The organism is Gammaproteobacteria bacterium (assembly GCA_024235095.1).
Classification (GTDB): Bacteria; Pseudomonadota; Gammaproteobacteria; order Competibacterales; family Competibacteraceae; genus UBA2383.
Genome location: JACKNC010000002.1, coordinates 810,722 through 826,232, shown reverse-complemented (window position 1 = coordinate 826,232; position 15,511 = coordinate 810,722). Strand labels below are relative to the sequence as shown.

Annotated in this window: 17 protein-coding genes and 1 tRNA gene; 13 read left to right on the top strand and 5 right to left on the bottom strand. The window is 57.4% G+C overall.

Translation table 11 applies throughout. From position 1 onward, the window contains the following. Nucleotides 1-58: 58 nt before the first annotated feature. The 3 genes from ftsH to H6973_16945 all read right to left on the bottom strand — a co-directional run bounded on the left by ftsH (nt 59) and on the right by H6973_16945 (nt 3,005). Nucleotides 59-1,972: an ATP-dependent zinc metalloprotease FtsH gene (ftsH, locus tag H6973_16955; GenBank protein MCP5127266.1), complete on the bottom strand. Its 1,914-nt coding sequence runs from the start codon at nt 1,970-1,972 to the stop codon at nt 59-61. Between the two features lie 135 nt (nt 1,973-2,107). Beyond that, nucleotides 2,108-2,728, bottom strand: coding sequence for a 23S rRNA (uridine(2552)-2'-O)-methyltransferase RlmE (gene rlmE, locus H6973_16950; GenBank protein ID MCP5127265.1), 621 nt, complete (start codon nt 2,726-2,728; stop codon nt 2,108-2,110). Beyond that, nucleotides 2,715-3,005: a hypothetical protein gene (locus H6973_16945; protein ID MCP5127264.1), complete on the bottom strand. Its 291-nt coding sequence runs from the start codon at nt 3,003-3,005 to the stop codon at nt 2,715-2,717. Before H6973_16945 ends, rlmE begins: the two co-directional genes overlap by 14 nt. Between H6973_16945 and yhbY the strand changes: the two genes are divergently transcribed. From yhbY to H6973_16885, 12 genes are all read left to right on the top strand, one after another. Further along, nucleotides 3,004-3,303 carry a ribosome assembly RNA-binding protein YhbY gene (yhbY, locus tag H6973_16940; GenBank protein ID MCP5127263.1) on the top strand — a complete coding sequence of 100 codons (300 nt, stop codon included), beginning with the start codon at nt 3,004-3,006 and terminating at the stop codon, nt 3,301-3,303. The two genes, H6973_16945 and yhbY, sit on opposite strands and share 2 nt — an antisense overlap. 378 nt (nt 3,304-3,681) lie before the next feature. Then, nucleotides 3,682-4,737 carry a site-specific integrase gene (locus H6973_16935; protein MCP5127262.1) on the top strand — a complete coding sequence of 352 codons (1,056 nt, stop codon included), beginning with the start codon at nt 3,682-3,684 and terminating at the stop codon, nt 4,735-4,737. A gap of 64 nt (nt 4,738-4,801) precedes the next feature. Further along, nucleotides 4,802-5,389 (top strand): hypothetical protein, encoded by a 588-nt coding sequence (locus H6973_16930; GenBank protein MCP5127261.1) that lies wholly within the window; start codon nt 4,802-4,804, stop codon nt 5,387-5,389. Between the two features lie 115 nt (nt 5,390-5,504). Further along, on the top strand, nt 5,505-5,765 hold the full coding sequence (locus H6973_16925) for a hypothetical protein (protein MCP5127260.1): 261 nt from the start codon (nt 5,505-5,507) through the stop codon (nt 5,763-5,765). Further along, complete coding sequence (locus H6973_16920) at nt 5,765-6,073, top strand: hypothetical protein (GenBank protein ID MCP5127259.1); 309 nt, start codon at nt 5,765-5,767, stop codon at nt 6,071-6,073. The genes H6973_16925 and H6973_16920 overlap by 1 nt, the downstream gene beginning before the upstream one ends. Then, nucleotides 6,070-6,282, top strand: coding sequence for a hypothetical protein (locus H6973_16915; protein ID MCP5127258.1), 213 nt, complete (start codon nt 6,070-6,072; stop codon nt 6,280-6,282). The genes H6973_16920 and H6973_16915 overlap by 4 nt, the downstream gene beginning before the upstream one ends. Continuing rightward, complete coding sequence (locus H6973_16910; protein ID MCP5127257.1) at nt 6,276-7,223, top strand: hypothetical protein; 948 nt, start codon at nt 6,276-6,278, stop codon at nt 7,221-7,223. Before H6973_16915 ends, H6973_16910 begins: the two co-directional genes overlap by 7 nt. Nucleotides 7,224-7,258: 35 nt before the next feature. Beyond that, the gene (locus H6973_16905; GenBank protein MCP5127256.1) at nt 7,259-7,966 is read left to right on the top strand and encodes a hypothetical protein; all 708 of its coding nucleotides are present in this window, start codon (nt 7,259-7,261) and stop codon (nt 7,964-7,966) included. 490 nt (nt 7,967-8,456) lie between these two features. Then, complete coding sequence (locus H6973_16900; GenBank protein MCP5127255.1) at nt 8,457-8,777, top strand: hypothetical protein; 321 nt, start codon at nt 8,457-8,459, stop codon at nt 8,775-8,777. After that, on the top strand, nt 8,774-11,485 hold the full coding sequence (locus H6973_16895) for a hypothetical protein (GenBank protein MCP5127254.1): 2,712 nt from the start codon (nt 8,774-8,776) through the stop codon (nt 11,483-11,485). The genes H6973_16900 and H6973_16895 overlap by 4 nt, the downstream gene beginning before the upstream one ends. Then, nucleotides 11,482-11,832 carry a single-stranded DNA-binding protein gene (locus tag H6973_16890; protein MCP5127253.1) on the top strand — a complete coding sequence of 117 codons (351 nt, stop codon included), beginning with the start codon at nt 11,482-11,484 and terminating at the stop codon, nt 11,830-11,832. Before H6973_16895 ends, H6973_16890 begins: the two co-directional genes overlap by 4 nt. Before the next feature lie 279 nt (nt 11,833-12,111). Continuing rightward, nucleotides 12,112-12,450, top strand: coding sequence for a hypothetical protein (locus H6973_16885; protein MCP5127252.1), 339 nt, complete (start codon nt 12,112-12,114; stop codon nt 12,448-12,450). Between the two features lie 196 nt (nt 12,451-12,646). Here H6973_16885 and H6973_16880 read toward each other — a convergent pair. Together H6973_16880 and H6973_16875 are read right to left on the bottom strand one after the other, a co-directional pair. Further along, nucleotides 12,647-12,733, bottom strand: a tRNA-Leu gene (locus H6973_16880). Nucleotides 12,734-12,943: 210 nt separating this feature from the next. After that, the gene (locus tag H6973_16875; protein ID MCP5127251.1) at nt 12,944-14,206 is read right to left on the bottom strand and encodes a glycerophosphodiester phosphodiesterase; all 1,263 of its coding nucleotides are present in this window, start codon (nt 14,204-14,206) and stop codon (nt 12,944-12,946) included. Between the two features lie 420 nt (nt 14,207-14,626). On the opposite strand from H6973_16875, the gene H6973_16870 reads away from it, so the two are divergent. After that, nucleotides 14,627-15,457, top strand: coding sequence for a carboxylating nicotinate-nucleotide diphosphorylase (locus H6973_16870; protein ID MCP5127250.1), 831 nt, complete (start codon nt 14,627-14,629; stop codon nt 15,455-15,457). Nucleotides 15,458-15,511 lie beyond the last annotated feature (54 nt).

Below are 15,511 nucleotides of genomic sequence, written 5' to 3'. Positions count from 1 at the left end.
GGAAAGAGGGGTTGCCGTCACTCATTTCCGGTGGAAGAGGGGTTAAGAGTAAGGCCGATTAATGCTGCTCAGCCGGCCCGCCAATCGGCTTTTCACCCCGCCGATCCTTGTCCAGATCGATGGTCGTTCCGGTAGGCGGTTCGTCATCAGCATTAACATCCGCCGGTTCACGCGGCGGCCGGCCTGCCATAATGTCGTCGATCTGATCGGAATCAATGGTCTCGTACTTCATTAAAGCCTCGGCCATCTGGTGCAGCTTGTCGAGATTATCTCGTAGCAACTGCTCGGCGCGCCGGTAATTCTGATCAATGATCGAACGAATTTCCTCATCAATGACATGAGCGGTTTCATCCGAGACATTCTTATGCCGGGTCACGCTGCGCCCCAGGAACACTTCGCCGTCATCCTCGCTATAGGTCAATGGTCCCAACCGGTCGGACAGACCCCACTTGGTCACCATATTACGGGCAATATCAGTCGCCCGTTCAATGTCGTTCTGCGCGCCCGTGGTCACCATGTCCGCGCCGAAAATCAGCGATTCGGCAATGCGTCCGCCAAACAGGCTGGAAATCTGACTCTCCAAGCGCTGCTTGCTGAAGCTGTAGCGATCGCCTTCAGGCAGGAACATGGTCACGCCCAGCGCCCGGCCACGCGGGATGATGCTGACCTTGTAAACCGGGTCATGGGACGGCACCAAGCGACCGACAATCGCATGACCGCCCTCATGGTAAGCCGTCAGCTTCTTCTCCTCTTCGCTCATCACCATCGACTTGCGCTCGGAACCCATCATAATCTTGTCCTTGGCTTTCTCGAAGTCCTCCATGTCGACATCGCGCTTGTTGCCACGAGCAGCGAACAGGGCCGCCTCATTCACCAGATTCGCCAGATCAGCGCCGGAAAACCCGGGTGTACCACGCGCAATCACCGAGGGCTTGACATTGGTGGATAGCGGCACCTTGCGCATGTGAACCTTGAGAATCTGCTCACGGCCCCGCACATCCGGCAATGGCACTACGACCTGTCGGTCAAAGCGGCCCGGCCGCAATAATGCTGGATCGAGTACATCGGGGCGGTTGGTCGCGGCGATGACGATAATACCCTCGTTACCCTCAAAGCCGTCCATCTCCACCAGCAATTGGTTCAACGTCTGTTCGCGCTCGTCGTGACCACCGCCCAGGCCCGCGCCGCGATGACGACCAACCGCGTCGATTTCATCAATAAAAATGATGCAGGGCGCGTGCTTCTTAGCCTGCTCAAACATGTCGCGCACCCGCGAGGCGCCGACGCCGACGAACATTTCCACAAAATCCGAACCGGAGATCGAGAAGAACGGCACCTTGGCCTCGCCGGCGATGGCCTTGGCCAGTAAGGTCTTGCCGGTGCCTGGCGAACCCACCATCAATACCCCGCGCGGGATCTTGCCGCCGAGTTTCTGGAACTTGCCGGGATCGCGCAGGAATTCGACCAGTTCGGCGACTTCTTCCTTAGCCTCATCTACGCCGGCTACATCGGAGAAGGTGATCTTGATCTGATCTTCGCTCATCATGCGCGCCCGCGATTTGCCAAAAGACATCGCCCCCCGGCCCGCGCCGCCGCCCTGCATTTGCCGCAAGAAGAACACCCAGATGCCGATGAGCAACAGCATCGGGAACCATGAAATGAAGATCTGCATCAACAGCCCCTGCTTTTCAGGCGGCTGACCCTCGATATCGACGCCATGATTGAGTAATTCGCCAATCATCGCGCTATTGTCTGTTTCTGGACTATAGGTTGTGAAGCGTTCGCCGCCGCTAGTGCGGCCCATGATGGCGCGGCCATCAATGCTCACCTGAGCGATGCGTCCCTGTTTGGCTTCCTGCAGGAACTGGGAATAGGACATTTGCGCGGAAGGCGCCACCTTGGGACCGAAGCTATTGAATACCGACATCAGCACCACGGCGATGACTACCCACAAAAGAATATTTTTAACCATGTCGTTCAAGACGGACACCTCGGCAAACCAGGACGGGATAACGAATGCAATTGGGAGCTACTTGGGAATGAATCACGGATTTTCCAGAGTAATTACTGCAAAGACTTCAAAAAAAGAGCGATTTTTTAGACCGACTCACCCGCGATAGTTCCGGGCCAGTAGGTACTGCTCAGCGCTGCGCGCGCGTGAAGCCGGGGGTTTGCGGGGCGCGACCGTCGTAAAAGCGGCACGTAATTCCTTCAAAAATTGATCGAAACCTTCACCTTGAAAGGCTTTTACCAACAGATCGCCGCCGGGGCGCAGGCATTGCTGGGCAAAATCCAGGGCCAGTTCCGCCAGATACATCCCGCGCGGCTGATCGACCGCTTTCAGGCCGCTGGCATTCGGCGCCATGTCGGATAACAGCAGATCCACCGGCCGGCCCGCCAGAATCACTAATAGACGCTCCAGCACCTCGGCTTCACGGAAATCCCCTTCAAGAAATTCGACGCCGGGTAAGGATTCCATCGGCAGGATGTCCAGAGCGATCACGATGCCCCGCTCCCCCACCTGACGCACCGCCAGCTGCGACCAGCCGCCCGGCGCCGCGCCTAAATCGACCACGGTCATGCCAGGCTGCAGCAGCCGATCTTTTTCATGAATTTCCAGCAGTTTATATACTGCGCGAGAGCGATAGCCCTCCCGTTGCGCGCGCTTGACATATTCGTCGGTGAAGTGTTCCCGCAACCAGCGGGCGCTGCTTTTACTGCGCGGCATTCGGGGATTGCTCGCGTTTCTGAGTCACTTTAGCGATGACCCGTCGCGTGCGGACGATGATCCAGATCATGCCTAACACGCCATAACTCAGCAACAGCAGCAACTGCAATGGGATACTGTCCAGCGCCCGTCCCTGCACCAGCAACACCACCAAACCCACGACCAGGATCACGCCCAAGTCGAGCTTTACTTCATTCAATGGACTCGGCGCTACCGCGAAGCCCTTGCGGGCGGGTACACTATCCGCCTCTTTTATCCTGTCGGGTTCCCTACTCATGCTCACCTTGACCCTATCGCAAAAACGCCACCTTAAAGCGCTGGCTCATCATCGCAAACCTGTAGTGATCATTGGCAACAACGGCGTCACTCCGGGAGTCAGCCAGGAAATTGATCAGGCGCTCAGTCACCATGAACTGATCAAGGTGCGGGTGAACGCCGAGGATCGCGATGCGCGCGAACGGATGATTGAAGCACTCTGCGCCGAGTCCGACGCAACGCTGGTGCAACGAATCGGGCATGTCGCCATTCTATTTCGCCGCAATCCCGATGCGCCGCACGTTGAATGGCCAGTTTAAATGGTGCTGGTGGGGGGACTCGAACCCCCAAGCCCGGCAAGGGCGCAAGATTTTAAGTCTTATTCCGGTTTTCATAACGCCATTGATTAATAACATCTTTATTTCTTTATCCGCTGATCATGGGGCAGAAATGGGACATTTACCCAAGAGCATCAGCAACACTCTACAGCAATTCATATCGGCTTTGAAATCGACAAATTTATTCATGTTGCACTGCGTCAAGTCCCAAAATTGCCCCATTAGCAAAGGTTTCTATCGAAAAGTATTTAATAAATATAGATAATTATCGCATACGCATAGGATTAATAATCTTGTGTTGCTGATGATCGCCGATTTTGGTAGGTTATCGCTCCTGATTCCCCACAAGAGCCTACTGCTATGGCGACTATCGAAAAGCGCCGATCCGCCGACGGCGACCCCCACTACCGCGTCAAGGTGCGCTTGAAAGGCCATCCACCCCAGACGGCGACCTTCACCAGTCGCAGCGATGCCAACAAGTGGGCGGCGAAGGTTGAAACCGAGTTGCGGGAACATCGCCATTTTCCCGTCGCGGTCGCACAACGGCATACCGTCAACGAGTTGATTGAACGCTACTGCAAACACCACCTGGCCCATAAGAAAGTTGCGGACCAGCAAGCCCGGCAACTGCATTGGTGGCAACAGCGCATGGGCCACCTGAGCCTGGCCGACATCACCCCGGCTCTGATCATTCAGCAACGGGAAGCCTTAACCGAATCCAGCGCCGGCACGCGCCCGCGTTCTCCAGCGACCGTCAATCGCTACCTGGCCGCCCTCTCCCATGTCTTCACCATTGCGGTTAAAGAATATGAATGGTTGGACCGCAATCCGCTGTTACTGGTCAGCCGTGGCAAGGAGTCCAAAGGCCGCGTGCGCTTTCTCAGTGACTCCGAACGTAACCGCCTGCTGGCCGCCTGTCAGGCCAGTAGCAACCCCGATCTTTACCTGGCCGTGCTCTTGTCATTGGCGACCGGCGCGCGCCGTATGGAAATTCTGGGGTTGCGCTGGCCGCAGGTCGACCTGGTTCGTAAAACCGTCACCTTGCTGGAAACCAAAAATGGGGAGCGCCGCGCCTTGCCCTTGGGGGAACAGCCACTCGATCTGTTGCGCGACCGAGCCAAGATTCGGCGCATTGATTCCGACCTGGTCTTTCCTGGCCGCTATCCGAATCAGCCCGCACAATTCCGCCATGCCTGGGCGACCGCACTGGAGGCGGCCCAGATTCAGGATTTCCATTGGCATGATTTACGACATTCCGCCGCCAGCTACCTGGCCATGAGCGGCGCAACTCTCCAAGAAATCGCCGCCATCCTGGGCCATAAAACCCTCGCGATGGTGAAACGCTATACCCACCTGTCGGAACCGCATACCGCCAGCGTGGTAAACCGCATGAACGCCAAGATTTTCGGCGAATAGCCCCAGAAACAAAAATGCCGGAACCCTCGGGCAAGGATTCCGGCGTACTCATCAGGACAAAAAGATGGAAGCGAATAGGATAACCGATTTTTTTGTATGGGACCTACGGAGAATATTTACCGCACACGAAGTTGCTTATTTGTGGTTTGGTCTTCAACCCAATTACGGTAATGATCATCCCGGCAATATAACTAGCTTTGTGCTTGCCTTAAGTGAAACTCAATTACGCAGTGAATTACTTTTAACTGGCGACACTGGACGCCGTTACTATACGGACAGCCACGGCAAGCGAATGGAAGCTTGGGTTCAAGAAAGCCCAGACTATGAACGCGCGTCTTTACGAAGTTGGGCGGAAAGGATAGGACAAAAGCCACTGTTTCTATTTCCTGAATACCGGGAACCCCTGCCTCTTGATAACGCTGCTATCGTTTCATGTGGTAATGAAGACATCCCGCCCAGAGCCAAATCAACCCTGCTTAAAATGTTGGATGCTGCGTTATCACAGCAATATGGACAAGACTGGTTAGATGGTGATGTTGAAACTCTCGCATACAAATGGATGAAAGATTTAGAGCTTGAAGGCATTCCTATCCCTGCGGAAAAGCGCGCAATAAATAAATGGTTAGCTGAGATAAAAACTCGTCGCAAATAGCCGTCAATTGACCAATTGGTCAATTGGTTCCAATTGGTTCCAATCGGTAAGACATCCCCGCAACACCCCGTCATGATTGGCCGCACAAACCACGAGCAAGAGGCCAATCAAAATCATGAACCATCCGCAACCGCGAGTCCTGCTATCTGTCAAGCAGTTTTCCGAACGACACCCCGCATTCAGCCAAGCCAGTATCCGGCATCTGATTCATTGCAGCGATGAACGCGACCGCAGTAAGGGCAAGCTGCCCGGCAATGGCTTAAAAGAAGTCGGCGCTCTTCTCAAAGTAGGTCGGCGAATCGTTATCGACGAAGGCCGATTTTTCACCTGGCTTGATCAGCGCAACGGCGTACAGCAAGGGGAGGCTCGCCTCTGATGCCCCGCGCTCGCTTTGACCGCAGGATGAACCCCGCCGACCGCGCCGCCCTGAACGCGGAAATCCGCCGCCGTGGCTATGGCGACCTTCAAGGGTTGTGCGCTTGGCTGGCAGAACGTGGCGTCACCATCGGCAAATCCATGATGAGTCATTACGTGATCCAGTTGCGCCGTATGGATGAAATGCAGGTGCCTGCTCATTTCAGCCCGGAAGCCCAAGCTGCCCTTACCGACTTTGCGCAGTTGGTTCTGAACGCCAAGGCCGGATGGGACCGGCTGATCAAGACGCTGCAACTTCCGACGCCATGAAACGCCGCCAGATTGACGCCATCGCCGCCGACCTCTTGAGTGGCGAACCGGTTGATGCTGTGACCGCCGCCTCGCGTCATTCGATCTGGCGCTTAAGTAGCCTCATTCACCGCCTGCGCGCCCGAGGCTGGCCGATTACTGCGAGTCAGGATCATGGAACCGGACTTGCCCGTTATGCCCTACCGGAAGGATGGAAACCCCCATGCTGACCTTTGCCTTCAACGCCGCCCTGCCCGCGACGGCTAGCGCCAGCGCCGCGCCGACGTGGATTCAATTGCTCCCCGATGCCACAGATATCACCGGCTATGACGGGCGGCGCTGGCTCAATGACATGCCCCATGCCGTGGTGAACCAGACGCGGACACCCCTCGTTGTCGATTTTGAGCACGCCAGCGAACACCGCGCCCCGCAAGGTCTGGACGCGCCCGCCGCCGGCTGGGTTACCCGCTTGGAAGTGCGTGGCGGCGTTTCGGTCTGGGGTCAAATCGACTGGACAGAACGCGCTCGGCAGCAGATTACCGCGAAGGAATACCGCTACTTATCGCCCGTCTTCCAATACGAAAAGGGCAGCCAGCGCATTGTCCGGCTGACCAGCGCCGGCCTGACCAACCAACCGAATCTTGATTTGAAAGCCCTTAACCAAAAAGGAAATCCCACGATGTCGCTCTTCCCCGCTGTCGCTGAGGAATTCACCATTCCCGTGAAATTGAATAAAGAGGATCAAGCTTTTATTGACGAAACATTGAAGCACTTAGGCATTAATCTCAAACAGGCGTATGAGCGACTACTCCAAAAAAAGGCCGCTGAAAAGGCCGCCAAGCGCCAGCTAAACGAAAGCTTCGCCGACGCCTTTGCCAAGGGGTTAGAACAGGTCAAGGAAGCCTATTGGCCCCCCGCCGACCGCAGCGCCGCCAATCGCGCAACCGCCAGCGCTGACCCTGATCCGCTCGCCCGCTTTGCCCCGCAGCATCGCGCCCAGATTGAGCGCGACCGCGCCGACAACCCGCACCTGTCGATTGAGCAGGCTGTTGAACGATTCTTGATCACCCAGCGCGCCCAAAGCGCCCTCGCCCTGTCTCGGGAAAAGGGCCTGAGCTATGGGCAAGCCTGGCAGCAATTGGAAACCGCCGCGTTCTACGCCGCCGACTAACCCTTCCCCCGCCCCCCAACGAAGAGATTTCAGACATGAAAACGACCGCCGCTCTCACCGCCGTTTTGGACGTGCTGAACCGTCAACAGGAACATGGCCAAGCGCTGGCCAAGCTGGACGCCGCGATGGCCGTCCAGCAGCAAATCATTGATGGTGCCGCCGTAGATCATGCCGCCGTGGACCAACTGCAACGCCAGTTGGAAGACGCCCTCGCCCAGACTGCCGCCGGCGAAACGCCCGCCGCCAAGCCCGAGGTGCTGGCGGAACAACTCCGCAAAGCCCGCACGGATTGGGAAAAGGCCCAGGCCGACGCCACCGTCCAGAGCGACCTGGCCCGGCAGACCCTGGCCGGATTAGCGCGCCGCCGGGAGGCTTTAAGCGGCCAGGTGATGGATCATGCGCTGAACGATGCTCTCAAGGCATTCATTCTCAGCGAACAGGATGAAGCCGGGCGCGCCTATATCGCCGCCAGCGATGCCCTGGTCAACGCCTATGCCAAGATTCAGGCGCTGCAGGCGATGGCGATCCGGCATAGCCCGGCGCTGCATCGCTCCGGCCCGCCGCCGTTCCTGCATGAACTGGACTTGATCAAGCGTCCGCAGAACATGGCCCTGCCCGAACCCGTGGCGTACAGCCCCGGTCACCCCGACGTGCTGTTCAGCCATCCCAACTTGCGCGCCCTGGTGGAGACAACCCGCCTGGCGCTGGTGACCGAGCTCCGAGAGGTCGGGCTGTCGTTCTAGGTTCGCGGTAGGGACTTTCCCGGCAGGCTAGGCTGAGGCGTCTGCCGGGTTTTTCCCTGTCGCTATTGGCGCTTCATCCGTTGAGTTTGTTGGAGTTACGCAAGGCCGGGACACATAGAATGAGTCTCAATCTATGTGTCCACAAAACAAAGTCTTGCGCGTACCCACCGACCGTGAATAATGTCCCTTCAATGCGGCTGTCAACCGCGTGTAAATCCACTTTCAACGATGGAGTCGTGTGCTACAATTTACCTGTCGCTGCAAAATCAGCGACCCGGCGTGACAACCGGAAAAACCACAGGCGCACAGCGCCCCCTTGCTGCGAAATCGGCGCTTTTTTTGCGCCCGCGTTCTCTGCAATGGCGGGTTGTGTGGGGCAGCCCTTGCGGCTGGCCGGTTCCCTGTGTCCGGTTTGTCACCCCCGCACAGCCCGCCGCCCTTACTCCGTGACAAGAGTAGCGACGGCTCCCGCAACACAGGAGTTCGTCTCATGAAATCTGAAATCCCTTCCTCGTCTCGCAATCATAACGAAGTTGAAATCGCCTTGATTCAAGCGGCCCGCGAAAACAGCACCGGCCCGAATCCGACCTTCCGCGATGAAATTGATTGGCGAATTGGTCACGCCAAAAACACCATGAACTTTTTGGCGTGTGTTTTCGATCAAGCCAACTTCCATGATTTCGACCTGAACTATGAGCATCTGCACGGGGTGGCCACCTTGCTGCTCGCCGAGTTGCGCACTATCGAAATCTTGCATACCGCGCTGCAAGAAACCTTTAACGGATTTCTAAAAGGGGAGGTGCAATTATGACGAACACTTTGGATGACATCCTTGTCAAGCTCGCCCAGGTCACCGGTTACACCCCGCAGCGATCCGGCGATGAATGGCGCGCGCGTTGTCCGGCGCATGAAGACGACACCCCTAGCCTGTCGGTTCGGGAAGGCGACCAACAAGCCATCTTGATGAAGTGCCATGCCGGCTGCGCCTACGAGGCGATTGTGGCCAAGCTGGATCTGGCGCACAAACCCGCGAAGCCTGGCCAGCGCCGCATCGCGGCGACGTACTCCTACTGCGACTTAGACGGTCACGAGGTCCGCCAGAAGATCCGCTATGAACCGAAAGGCTTTGCCATTCGCCATCAGGATGTGGCTGGAAAATGGGTTTACAAAGCCGGCGTCGGCCCCATCGTGCTTTACCGTTTTCCGGAACTCTTGAAAGGCATCGCCGAAGGGCAAACCATTCTAATTGTAGAAGGTGAGAAAGACGCTGATCGCCTGGCGGCGCTTGAATGGATTGCCACCACGAACATTGAAGGCGCTTCCGAACCGGGCAAGAAAGCCAAGTGGCGGAAGGACTACACCGCGCAACTGTCCGGCGCTGGCCGCGTGGTGTTGATTCCCGACAATGACGCCCCAGGGCGCGCGCATATGCAGCACATTGCCCAGCAGCTTCAGGGCAACGTCGCTGACCTGCGCTGGCTGGAATTACCCAGTCTGCCCGAAAAGGGCGACGTTTCGGACTGGCTGAACCAAGGGCACACGCGAGACGAGTTGCTGGCCCTGGTGGAACAGGCCCCGGCTCCTCGCCAAGAGGCTACATCCAAAGAAGTCCTCGAGGAGCAACCGCCGATCCCCGCGCCGCGTTCTGCCAAGGTCAGGATCAACGCGGGCGAATTACCCGAAGCGGTCGACGCGGTTGAAGCCGCGCTGATGACGCATAGCGCCCCGATCTATCAGCGTGGCGATGCGCTTTGCCGCGTGGTGTGCGTTCCTGATTGCGTGGTACGTGGCGGCAAGGAGCGCCCCCAACAGGTGACCAGTATCCTACTTCTGGATACGGAGCATCTGTTGGATCGAATCAACCGGCTGATTCACTTTGAGCGCTGGTCGGATCGGAAAAACGACTACGCCCGCTGCCATGCGCCGCGCGCCGCCGCCACCGCTCTCCTGGCGCGTGTGGGTGAATGGCTATTTCCGGCGCTCAGTGGCGTGGTCAACGCGCCCACCTTGCGGCCCGACGGTTCACTGCTGGATCAACCCGGCTATGACCCAGCCACCGGATTGCTGTTCGAGGCGCAAGGCGTGGTCTTCCCCCAGATTCCCGAACACCCAACCCGTGCCCAGGCCGAGGCGGCGCTGACCTTCATCGGGCAAGAAGTGCTTGCGGGCTTTCCCTTTGCAGAACCCAGTGACCGCGCCGCTGCGTTGTCCGCCCTGCTCACCGCCTTGATTCGGCCCGCGTTGCGCACGGCCCCGATGCATACCTTCGATGCCCCGCACCCCGGCAGCGGTAAGAGCTTGCTGGCCGATGTGGTTGCACTGGTGGCGACCGGCAACACCGCCAAAGTCATGAGCTTCACCCGTGACCCGGAAGAGATGCGCAAGCGCGTCTTGTCCGTACTGTTGCAAGGTGCGGCCGTGGTCAATCTCGACAACCTGGAGGAACCGTTGCAAGGGGCGGCGCTGTGCAGCGCACTCTCGCAAACCTCCTACAGTGACCGCTTGTTACAGTACAGCCGGACGATCAGCGTATCGACCTGCTGCACCTGGATGGCCACGGGCAATAACCTGCAAGTGATCGGCGATATCACCCGGCGCTGCATTCCCTGCCGGTTAGATGCCCAGTGCGAACACCCGGAAGAGCGGGAATTCAAGCGTGATCTGTACGACTGGATTCCCCGACATCGCCCGCAACTGGTGACCGCCGGCTTGACGATCCTGCGCGCCTACCTGGCCGCAGGCAAACCCAAGCAACCCATGAAAGCCCTGGGCGGTTTCGAGGACTGGTCCAACACCGTGCGCGCCGCGCTGATTTGGCTGGGTGAAGCCGATCCCAATGTCGGACGCGCGGAATTTGAGGAAGCCGACCCCGATCGGTTGCAACTGCGCGCGCTGATGCTGGCGTGGTATGCGACCTTCAAGAGTGCGGGAGCCACCAGCAAAGAGGCCGTCGCCAAGGCGAATGAGACGCGCATCAATGACCAAGGCGATGAAGAACGCTGCTATCCCGATCTGTGGGAGGTGCTGAATGATCATTTCCAGGATCGAAAAGGCATGATCAGTACCCGCGTAATCGGTGAATTCCTCAAGAAATTCAGTCGCCGATTCGAGATTGGCGCGCGGTTTGAGGAAAGGGGAAGCTCGCAAAATCGCCAGATTTGGCGCGTAGTGATTGCTGATCAAAATCGCTTCCAAAAATTTTGCAGTGAGGTTGAACAGACTCACACGACTCACACGACTCACATGGACGGCAAAAACGAGATGGTGGTTATCTGTGAGTCGTGTGAGTCTGGTGAGTCTGTTCCCCCAAGGTCCGAAAATTTCGCAACGCCGAAAAACGACGTGGCCGCCCTGGTTCACGGCCTGAAAAACGGTTATCGAGGCCGTGACCGGGCGGCGCTGATGGAAGCGTTTGGTTGGGATAAAGCCCGATGGGAAGAGGCGAAAGACGCAGCGATGCTTCAAGGATTGATCGAAGCAAAAGCCGGATTTTGGTATGCCACAGGGGAAACGCCATGATCCGCGCTCTGGTGACCGGGACGCTGCATAACGACCCGCAAGCCCGAACCAGTCAGAACGGCAAACCGTTCACCACCGGCAAGCTCAAGGCCGACGCCAGCGAAAACGGCATCGCGTGGGTTTCGCTGATTGGATTCCAGGAACAAGCCGAGCGGCTGGCGACGTTGAAAGCCGGTCAGGCCATTTCGATCAGTGGCCGCGCCAAGCTGACCGCGTGGCTGAACAAACAGGGCGAAGCGCAGGCCGGGCTGGACGTGGTAATTGACGAACTGGCGACCTTGCGCCCACGCCCCAAACCCAAACCGGAACCCGCCCAGGCCGGGTTTGATGATGATCTGGCGATCTGAACGGAAAGAGTTGGGGAGGCGACGCGGGGATAGCAACCCCCAGAACCTCATCAGTGCCATAAAGCAAAGGGTTCGTCAGCTTGACCGCCGCCTTAAACGAGCGCCGCTACGGGGGAGCCGCCCCCGCTCCCGATAACATCACTGGCGTTTAACCCGGAAGAACAGGGAAGAACCCGGATAAACAGCGACAACACTAAGCCCCTGATCAGGCAAGCAGAATGCCGTGCCCAGGTCGGATAAAATGACCGTGTTCCCGCTCCCTATCGCGTCGAGGTCATCATGCAGATTCCCGAACATTACCCGCCGATCCTGGCCGACATTGCGCAACTGCTACGGTTACGCCTGAACGGACATTTTTCCGCTGACCAGGCCGACGCCCTGGCGCTGGCCCAGGTTGAAGATTTGCGTACCGTGTTTGGTGGGTCTCTGGTTTATCTGCCCAAAGGACAGGACTACGAGCGCAAGACCCGCGATGCGGCCCTCTATCAGGAGTTCACCGGGCATAACCACCTTGACTTGGCTCGACGCTACAAGCTCACCGTCACCCAAATCTATGACATCATTGCCCGTGTTCGGGCGGCGCGGCCTTCTGCAACAGAAGATCGCCCGATCGCCTGAATGGCGCTGGCGTTCTGTGGATAAGCCGACTTATCCACAGTGAAGTTATCCACAGGCAGGGGATAAGTCGGGTTGTCCACAAAGCGCCTTATGGCCTTGGGACACTGGCGGGACAATCAAGGGCGAAAAACCGCCAAAAACGACAACGATTAAACAATGTGACTGAAAAACGCCCTACACTAACCCATTGAAAATATGGTGCTGGTGGGGGGACTCGAACCCCCAAGCCCGGTCAGGGCGCAAGATTTTAAGTCTTGTGTGTATACCATTCCACCACACCAGCCTGAAAGGCGTAACCCGCTAAAACCTCACGAACAATGATTGGCGTTAGGATAGCTCATTCAGATTCGCATCGGCAATAGAGGTTTCAGGCATCACAGAGCAGTCTTACTATGTGAGAGCTGATCGCAGACGGATCGTCAGGGTAGCGGGACGGGATTAATCGGATGGTCCTGCGGCCAGAGCAGCGCAATACCGCCCCGACCAAGGCGTGTTAAAGGCCCATGCAGTTGGCGTAATAGGTCACTGTGGCCGGCCAGTCGGAGAAGATTCCCTCGATTCTGACCCTGCGAGCTAATACGTCCAACGCTTTGTACATGTCGCTGTCCTTGCGGATAGCTTTGCCCTCGGGGTCAAACAGGTAGTACCAGCCCCCTTTGGACGCACCATTGCGTAGATCGGAGCGCTCGAAGGTCCAGGTGATGATCTTCAGTCCAGCGCCCTTGATATCCAGGGCATACTGGGACGGAATCACCTCGCCGGCATCGTTGACGTCCAGCAGCGCCCACATGGGCGGAGCGAATACCTGCACGCCTTGTTGTTTCAGTTGCCTCAACTCGGCGACGGTCAGGCGCGGGATGGGCGGGTTGGCAGTAGGGTCGATGCTGTCCAGGTAGACCGCCTGCTGGCCGAATTCTGGTTCGTTCTTGATCCAGTACAGGATGTCGTCCAGGTTGAAGGATTGGACCCATGCCCGTGTAGGATCAACGCCGGCGGCATTGAGTTCGTCGATAAATTTCTGGGCATATTGCGCCTGACCGCCGAAGATGGCTTCGATGCGGTCTTGGTGTGTAGCGCCCTTCAACTCGGGAGTATGCTTGACTCCGTTGAGTTCGTTAAGCTCGATGCTCTCCCTGAAAGTGACCACATTAGCGCGACCAACGTAGAGATCAGTACGCCAGTTGGCGGTGCCGCCGAGGAAGCCCTCTGGCGTGTCGGCGGCGGGGTTACTGGCGTCCATCTTGGCTTTCAAGCTCTTAAATTCTCCTAAAGTCAGATCGCTAGCGCAGCACTGTGGGGCAGGGTGAGCACCGTCTACTGGACCGGTCCAGGGCACCGTACACTTAGCGTTTAGATCAGTGGCAACGATGTTCGTGGTGGTCGCCAAGTCGCATTCGCTGTGGCGGCACACTAACACGCCATCCTTGGTGAAGGTCACGTCACATTCCACGATGCCAGCCCCCATACGAATGCCCGCCATATAGGCCACGTCCGAGTGCTCTGGAAACTGCAAGGCCGCGCCACGGTGGCCAATGGAAAAGTCAGTGCGATAAAAAGGCCCATCCTTGCACTCCAATAGGCGATCCTTCAGCACTCCCTCGTCCATGCCCTCGACCAGGTAGAATGGCCGCGGACCGAGTTGCACGCTGTCCCATTGCAACCGTTGAGGGTAGGATTCCCAGGACGGCAGCTGGGTGCTCTTGGCGGTCGCGCTGCTTTCAGCATGTACGACGCCGATCCCGGCGCCAGTTAGCATGGCTAGTGCTACAACCAGTGTCTTGTTTTTGCTCATCGCTTAGTCCCATGAAGTCGAGTTGATCGTACTGGCGCGCTCGCGCTTAATACATTTTGTGGCGCGGTTGTGTTCGCAAGATGTCAAAACGATTTCAGTCGTATGAAGCAAGAACTGGGGACCGTACGGCTAATCTCCCTCTCCTCCTGGCAAGGGGGATAAACGATGAGTTCCGGTTGCGCCTGCTCTTCGGTCAGCCAAGTCCAGCGACCACATAGCGCGATTGCCCTGCAGGCTGATAGTGATTAGTTTATGCTGGTAGCTTCAATAAGGATCGAAAATACCGGTTGATGGCGACTTGGACCCCATAAGGAAGCATCTGGATAGCGACACTTTTAGCAATTCGGCTAAACTGAAAGAAGATTAACGTTTGAGGAATGTCCCATGCAAATGCCTGATCCTAACCCTAGCGTCGCTCTAGCATTAACCGAGGATGTCGGCAACGGTGATTTGACAGCGGCTCTGATCCCAGAAGACGCCCAGGCTGAGGCGACAGTTATCAGCCGCGAACCGGCCGTGCTGTGCGGCGCAGCCTGGTTTGATACGGTATTCCGCCAACTGGATTCACAGATAGCCATTGAATGGCAAGTGGCTGACGGTGACCTTGTGACGCCGGACCAATTGCTTTGCACCCTGCGCGGCCCGGCGCGATCCTTGTTGACGGGCGAACGCACCGCGCTCAATTTTCTGCAAATGCTGTCTAGCACCGCTACCCTAGCTCGTCGCTATGCCGATGAGGTGGCGGGGACCAAGGCCACGATTCTCGACACCCGTAAAACTCTCCCCGGCCTGCGGTTGGCGCAGAAGTACGCGGTGCGCTGCGGTGGCTGCCAGAACCATCGCATTGGCCTGTTTGACGCCGTGCTAATCAAGGAAAATCACATTATGGCCGCTGGCTCCATCAGCAACGCCATCACCGCCGCCCGTCGCCTGCATCCCGGCGTCACGGTCGAAGTGGAAGTAGAAAACGTTGCGGAACTGGAAGAAGCGCTGGCCGCTCACCCTGACATCATCATGCTGGACAACTTTGATCTAACGGCTATGGCTGAAGCGGTGAAAATCACCGGTGGGCGAGTCAAACTGGAGGCATCCGGCAATGTCAATTTCGACACGGTTCGCTCAATTGCCGAAACCGGCGTCGATTATATTTCGATTGGCGGCTTAACTAAGGATGTGCGGGCCATCGATTTATCAATGCGGTTTCACACTCTCTAAACCCACCGGTTGTCATGCGAAATTCACTTTGCGCGTCTAAGCTATCAATGAACA